Origin of the sequence: Nocardiopsis endophytica (assembly GCF_027706725.1) — a bacterium.
GTDB lineage: Bacteria > Actinomycetota > Actinomycetes > Streptosporangiales > Streptosporangiaceae > Nocardiopsis_A > Nocardiopsis_A endophytica.
Genome location: NZ_JAQFWQ010000017.1, coordinates 77,782 through 84,300, shown reverse-complemented (window position 1 = coordinate 84,300; position 6,519 = coordinate 77,782). Strand labels below are relative to the sequence as shown.

Sequence of the window (6,519 nt, the reverse complement as noted above, 5' to 3'; positions counted from 1 at the left end):
CAAAGGTGCTGCCAAAACCGCCGGAATGACAGCACCTTTGTCGAGATCATCGCCGGAGGGGTGGGCGAAGGGAGCGGGGGCGGATCGGGTGGTGAAAACGACACCTGATCTGCGTAAAAGCGTCGATTTCACGACGCAGGATGCCCGAACCGCTCTCCCGCTATCCGATATGACCGTTATGTTCCTCCCGGGCGGCCACTCCGCGATGATCTCGGGGAACTCGGGGTTATCGTGTCCGGTTTAAGCCCGACTTCCTCGAGATCAACGAGCAGGGGCCTCGCGCCCGGCAGGCAGGGCCGGGGAACCGCCTGGCTGTCGCCGTCGCTGCCGAATCCGGTGACCGCGCACACGCCTTACGGCCGACAGTGCTGCCGTATGGGTCGCCGGCCTTGGTCGCCGCCCTCCACCTCACACTCCGGCGGCCTTCCGCCCGGCTGGGGGCCGTGAGCGGGGTATCTGCTCAGCCGTCAAGCCACTCGCATTACCCCTGTCCGGTGCCCGGCATGCGCGTCACCGCGAACCACATCCTCATCCTCTGTTCCGGGTCGGACAGGTCGATGCCCAGGTCGCGCTCGATCCTTCCGACCCGGTACCGCACGCTGTTCCTGTGCGCCCCCAGGTCGGTGGCGGTCCGGTCCCAGTTGCCGTTCCTTGCCAACCATGCGCGCAGGGTCTCCCGCAGCATCGCCGCCGACTCGGTCTCCTCGGCCAAAGGCCCCAGTAGGGCCGTGGCCGCCCGTCCCGCCGCCGCCGGGTCGATGGCGGCTTCGAGCGGGTCCTCCCTCTCCCGTGCCATCAGGGGGCGGGCGGCCGCGCGCGCTCGGAACAGAAGGGCGGCGGCCTCGCGGTCGGCCTCGGGCAGGTCCGCAACCTCGACCGCCCTGCTCATCGCCCCGAGCCAGCCCCTGCGGTAGAGGGCGTCCAGCGCCTCGGTGTGCCCCTCACCGCGGGATGCGGCGCCGTCGGCCCGGTCGGCCACGATGGCGCGCAAGGGCGCTTCCCCGCCGGGGGTGCCCGGGTCGGCCAGCTCCGTGCCGAGTGCCGCCGCCGCGTCGGCCGGCGCAGGGGCGGGCCCCCGGCCTGCCCGGACCGCGTGGATGACCCGGAAGGTGTCCGGCGCAGTGTCGGCCGGGCCGGATTCGGGAGAGGGGGGGCGACCGGCCAGGGGTGCCACCATGGGGGCCAGATCCGGTGCGCCCGCGCCGTCCAGCAGCAGGCGGCACAGTAGCGGCCCCGGCACCGCCGCGGACGCCCCGCGCGAGAGCAGCCCGAGCAGTGCCACCGCCGTGCCCAGCACCGCCCGCTCGGCCATGTCCAGCGGTGTGGGCCGCCCCAGCACCACCACACCCTGCTCGCGCGGCGGCTCGCCCACCGCGTGCAGGAACACCTCGTCCCCGCCGAGCACGGCCTTGGCGCTGCGCGGCCCCCGCGGGCGGCGCAGCCGCTCGGCCAGCTCGGCCACCTCCGCCCCCAGGGCGCGCGGCGGGGAGGCGGCGGTGAGGCGCGGCCCCGCGCCCTGCCCGTCCAGCAGCACGGCCCAGCAGCCCAGAGCGCCGGCCAGAGTCGCCAGTACCCGCTCGTCCGGGGCGGCCGCCGTCACCGACCGCACCAGCGCGCGGTGGGCCTCGCTGACCCGCCGCACCTCCTCGACGCGGCCCTCCTCCACCAGGGCGCCCACCGCGCGCCCCACCGCCACGAACGGTGTGGAGCGCGCGACCTCCAGCAGCGCCAGCCCGTGCGCGGCGCACCGCTCCACCAGCTCCGGCGGGACCTCGTCGAAGACGGGCGTCACCCCGAACCCCAGGGCCCCCGCCCCGGCCCGCACCAGCCCGGACACGTAGGCCTCCAGGTCGTCCGCGGCGGTGGACATGTTCACCCCGGCGGTGAGCACCAGCTCCCCGCCGATCAGGTAGGGGGCCGGGTCGCGCAGCTCGCTCACCGCCGCCCAGCGCACCGACGGAGGCTCGCCCTCGGGCAGCACGACCGCGCGCAGCCCCAGGTCGCGCCGGTCCAACAGGCGCTTGAGCGGGACGCTCCCGTCGCCGTGCATACGCCCCCTTCCCGCTCGCCCGCATCGGCCGGGCGCGCGTCCCCGTTCCGGCGCGCGGGGGGCGGCGCGGAGGGACGAACGGGACGGAACGGCCAGGCTGCGGGGCCAAGCTGTGCGGAACATCCAGTTACAGCTCACCTTATGCGCCTTTAACGTGCAGGAATCCGGTGATCCGGGTCTCGGACCCCCGTAGGCCAGGACACTCTCCCCCGTTCGAGGAGCACGCATGACGATCGACCTCGCGGTGATCGCGCTCTACCTGTCGGGCATGGTCGCCCTCGGTTGGTGGGGCATGCGCCGCACCCGCGACAAGAGCGACTACCTGGTCGCAGGCCGCCGACTCGGCCCGTTCATGTACTCGGGCACCATGGCCGCCGTCGTGCTCGGCGGCGCCTCCACCATCGGCGGCGTCGGGCTCGGCTACACCTACGGCCTCTCCGGCGCCTGGATGGTCGGCGCGATCGGCGTCGGCATCATCCTGCTGCACGCCTTCTTCGCGCGCCGCATCTCCCGACTGCGCGTGTACACCGTGGCCCAGATGCTCGACCTGCGCTACGGCGGCAACTCCCGCGCCGTGTCCGGGCTGGTCATGTGGGGCTACACGTTCATGCTGACGGTGCCCTCCACGCTGGCGTTCTCCACCGTCTTCAGCGGGCTGTTCGACATGCCCCGCGCCGTCGCCATCATCCTCGGCGGCGCGATCGTGGTGACCTACTCGACCCTGGGCGGCATGTGGTCGGTGACGCTGACCGACATGGCCCAGTTCCTCATCAAGACCTTCGGCCTGCTGCTGGTCCTCACCCCGGTGGCGGTCTGGCACGCCGGGGGGTTCTCCGGGATGCGCGAGGCCCTGGGCCCGGACCACTTCGCCCCGTTCACCATCGGCGGCGGCACCATCTTCACCTACTTCCTCATCTACGCGCTGGGGATCCTCATCGGGCAGGACATCTGGCAGCGCGTCTTCACCGGCCGCAACGACGCCACCGTCACCGGCGGCGGGCTGGGCGCCGGGGTCTACTGCCTGGTCTACGCCGTGGCCGGAGCGCTCATCGGTACCTCCGCCGCCGTGCTCTTCCCCGGGCTGGACAACCCCGACGACGCCTTCTCCGTCATCGTCGCCGACACCCTGCCGACCGGGCTGGCCGGGCTGGTGCTGGCCGCCGCCCTGTCGGCGGTCATGTCCACCGCCAGCGGCGCCCTGATCGCCTGCTCCGCGGTGACCTCCACCGACCTGCTGCCGGAGGTCCGGCGGCTGTGGCGGCGCGGCGCCCCCGCCGGAGCCCCCGCCGGCGCGACCGAGGGCGCGGCCGAGGGCGAGCGCGACGAGGTCGCCTCCAACCGGATCACCACCCTGGTGCTGGGCGCCGGGACCATCGCCGTGTCCCTGCTCGTCGACGACGTGGTCGCCGGGCTGACCGTCGCCTACAACATCCTCGTGGGCGGCCTGCTCGTCGCCATCCTCGGCGGCCTGGTGTGGCGGCGCGGCACCCGCGCGGGCGCGCTGGCCTCCATGCTCGTGGGCGCCGCGACCGTCATCGCCACCATGGCCGCCAAGGGGATGCTCGCCAACGAGGCCATCTACTACGGCCTTGGCGCCTCGCTGGCCGCCTACATCGCGGTCAGCCTCGCCACCCGGCCCACCGCGCCCGCCGTCCTCGACGCCTGGCAGCGCCGTGTGCGGGGCGAGCCCGACGCCGGCGCCGAAGCGGCCCCCGCACGCGAACCCGAGGGCGCGGGCTGACCGGGCCCGCCCCCGCTCCCCCCCCGCTGCCGACCGCAGCGGATCCGAAACGACGAACGAGAGGCGTACGACGATGTCCGCACCGATCGGCCCCACCGACTCCAGCCGCGTCCCCCGGTTCGCCGGGCCGGCGACCTTCGCCCGCCTGCCCCGGCTGGACCAGGTCGACCACGCCGGAATCGCGGTGGTGGGCGTGCCCTTCGACACGGGCGTGTCCTACCGGCCCGGCGCGCGCTTCGGCCCCGCGTCCATCCGCGAGGCCAGCCGGCTCCTGCGCCCCTACAACCCCGGCCTGGACGTGTCGCCCTTCGCCGAGGTCCAGGTGGCCGACGGCGGCGACATCGCCGTCAACCCCTTCTCCATCGGCGACGCCGTGGAGACCCTCCAGGAGGCCGCCACCGGGTTCATCCAGGGGGGCACCCGCATGGTCACCCTGGGCGGCGACCACACCATCGCGCTCCCGCTGCTGCGCGCCCTGCACGCCCAGCACGGCCCGATCGCCATGGTCCACTTCGACGCCCACCTGGACACCTGGGACACCTACTTCGGCGAGCCCTACACCCACGGCACCCCGTTCCGCCGCGCCGTGGAGGAGGGCATCCTCGACACCGAGGCCATCTGCCACGTCGGCACCCGCGGCCCCCTCTACGGCAAGAAGGACCTGGAGGACGACCGCCGGTTCGGGTTCGGCATCGTCACCGCGGCCGACGTGATGCGCAAGGGCGTCGACGAGATCTCCGACGCGCTCCGCCAGCGGGTGGGGGACCGGCCGCTGTACGTCTCGGTCGACATCGACGTGCTCGACCCGGCGCACGCCCCGGGGACCGGCACCCCCGAGGCGGGCGGCATCACCAGCCGCGAGCTGCTGGAGATCCTGCGCGGCCTGGGCTCGTGCAACCTGGTCGGCGCCGACGTGGTGGAGGTCGCCCCGGCCTACGACCACGCGCAGATCACCGCCACCGCCGCCTGCCACGTCGCCTACGACCTCGTCAGCGTCCTCGCCCTGAAGCGCTGAGCCCCGCACGGGTCCCCCACCTCACCGCACCGAAAGGCCGTCCACCGTGACACGACCCCGCAACGGCGGCGACGTCGCCGTCGAGACGCTGATCGCCCTGGGAGCCCGCACCGCCTTCGGCATCCCCGGGCAGCACGCGCTGGGGCTGTTCGACGCCCTGCACTCCCGCCCCGAGGTGCGGTTCGTCTCCAGCCGGGTCGAGAACAACGCCGCGTTCGCAGCCGACGGCCACGCGCGCTTGACCGGCGAGGTGACCCCGCTGCTGGTGTCGACCGGCCCCGGCGCCCTGCTGACCCTGGCCTCCCTCCAGGAGTCGGCGGCCGCGTCCGCACCGGTGCTGTGCATCAGCAGCCAGATCCCCTCCGAGGGGCTGGGCGGCGCCCGGCGCGGCTTCCTGCACGAGCTCCCCGACCAGTCGGCCTCGGCGCGCGGCGTCGTCAAGTCCGTGCACACGGTGCGCCAGGCCTCGCAGATCCCATCGGCGATCGCCGAGGCCTGGCGCAGCGCCGCCGCCGCACCGGCGGGCCCCACGTGGGTGGAGATCCCGCAGGACGTCCTCCTCGCCCCGGTGGAGCTGCCGCCCGTGTCCGACGTCGACGGCTCACCGGTGCCGCTGCGCCCGCGCGCTGAACTCGTCGACGAGGCCGTGCGCTTGCTCGACGGGGCGGAGCGGCCCGTCATCCTCGCAGGGGGCGGCGTCTCCCGGGCCCGGGCGCAGGGAGCGCTGCTGCGCCTGGCCGAACACCTGCAGGCGCCGGTCGCCTGCACCTTCGGCGGCAAGGACGCCTTCCCCTGGGAACACCCGCTTTCCCTGCAGTCCTGGCTGGAGGACCGGCACACCACCGCCTACCTCGAACAGGCCGACGTGCTGCTCGTGGTCGGCTCCGGCCTGGGCGAGCTGTCCAGCAACTACCACACGATGCGCCCCAAGGGACGGGTCGTCCAGATCGAGGCCGACCCGGGCAAGCTGGAGGCCAACGGCCCCGCCCTCGGCATCCACGCCGACGCCGCCCTCGCCCTTGAGGCCGTCGCCGCCCGCGTCACGCCCCGCGCGCGCTCCGAACGGGCCGAGCACGAGACCGCGGACGTCAAGCGCGCGGTCGCCGACCGCCTCGCAGGACAGGGCCTGGAGACCGAGACCCGCGTCCTCCAAGCCGTGCGCGATGCCCTGCCCGACACCGCCCCGAGCTATTGGGACATGACGATCCTGGGGTACTGGGCCTGGTCGGCCTGGGACCCGCGCGGCGGCGCCATGCACAGCGCGCAGGGGACCGGAGGACTCGGCTACGGCCTGCCCGCCGCGCTCGGCGCGGCCGCCGCCCACGACGGCCCGGTGCTCGCGGTCTCCGGCGACGGCGGCGCCATGTACGGCATCGCCGAGCTGGCCACCGCGCGCCAGCACGACCTCGACGTCACGTGGCTGATCGTCGACGACGGCGGCTACGGCATCCTGCGCGAGTACATGAACGGCGCCTTCGGCCGCGCCTCGCACACCGAGCTCGCGCGCCCCGACTTCACCGCGCTCGCCGGGTCCTTCGGGGTGCCCGCGGTGCTGACCGGCGTCGAACGGCTCCGCGACGATCTGGCCGCCGCCTTGGCCGCGCCCGGCCCCAGCGTCGTCGTGCTCCCCGCCGTCCTGCGCATGTTCGCCCCCACCCACCTGGACTGACCGGGCCCTGCGGCTCCGGTCGGCGGCGTCGCGCCCCCGGACCC

Annotated in this window: 4 protein-coding genes; 3 read left to right on the top strand and 1 reads right to left on the bottom strand. The window is 74.3% G+C overall.

What is annotated here, in order from left to right; genetic code table 11:
* Positions 1 to 481: 481 nt before the first annotated feature.
* A complete protein-coding gene (locus tag O4J56_RS08525) occupies positions 482 to 2,050 on the bottom strand; it encodes a PucR family transcriptional regulator (protein ID WP_270684937.1) in 1,569 nt (522 codons plus the stop codon).
* Positions 2,051 to 2,276: 226 nt separating this feature from the next.
* Between O4J56_RS08525 and O4J56_RS08520 the strand changes: the two genes are divergently transcribed.
* The 3 genes from O4J56_RS08520 (at position 2,277) to O4J56_RS08510 (ending at position 6,475) form a co-directional block, all read left to right on the top strand.
* On the top strand, positions 2,277 to 3,791 hold the full coding sequence (locus tag O4J56_RS08520) for a sodium:solute symporter (protein ID WP_270684936.1): 1,515 nt from the start codon (positions 2,277 to 2,279) through the stop codon (positions 3,789 to 3,791).
* 73 nt (positions 3,792 to 3,864) lie between these two features.
* Positions 3,865 to 4,806: an agmatinase gene (gene speB / locus O4J56_RS08515; protein WP_270684934.1), complete on the top strand. Its 942-nt coding sequence runs from the start codon at positions 3,865 to 3,867 to the stop codon at positions 4,804 to 4,806.
* Positions 4,807 to 4,852: 46 nt separating this feature from the next.
* On the top strand, positions 4,853 to 6,475 hold the full coding sequence (locus O4J56_RS08510) for a thiamine pyrophosphate-binding protein (RefSeq protein ID WP_270684932.1): 1,623 nt from the start codon (positions 4,853 to 4,855) through the stop codon (positions 6,473 to 6,475).
* The last annotated feature ends 44 nt before the right edge of the window (positions 6,476 to 6,519 follow it).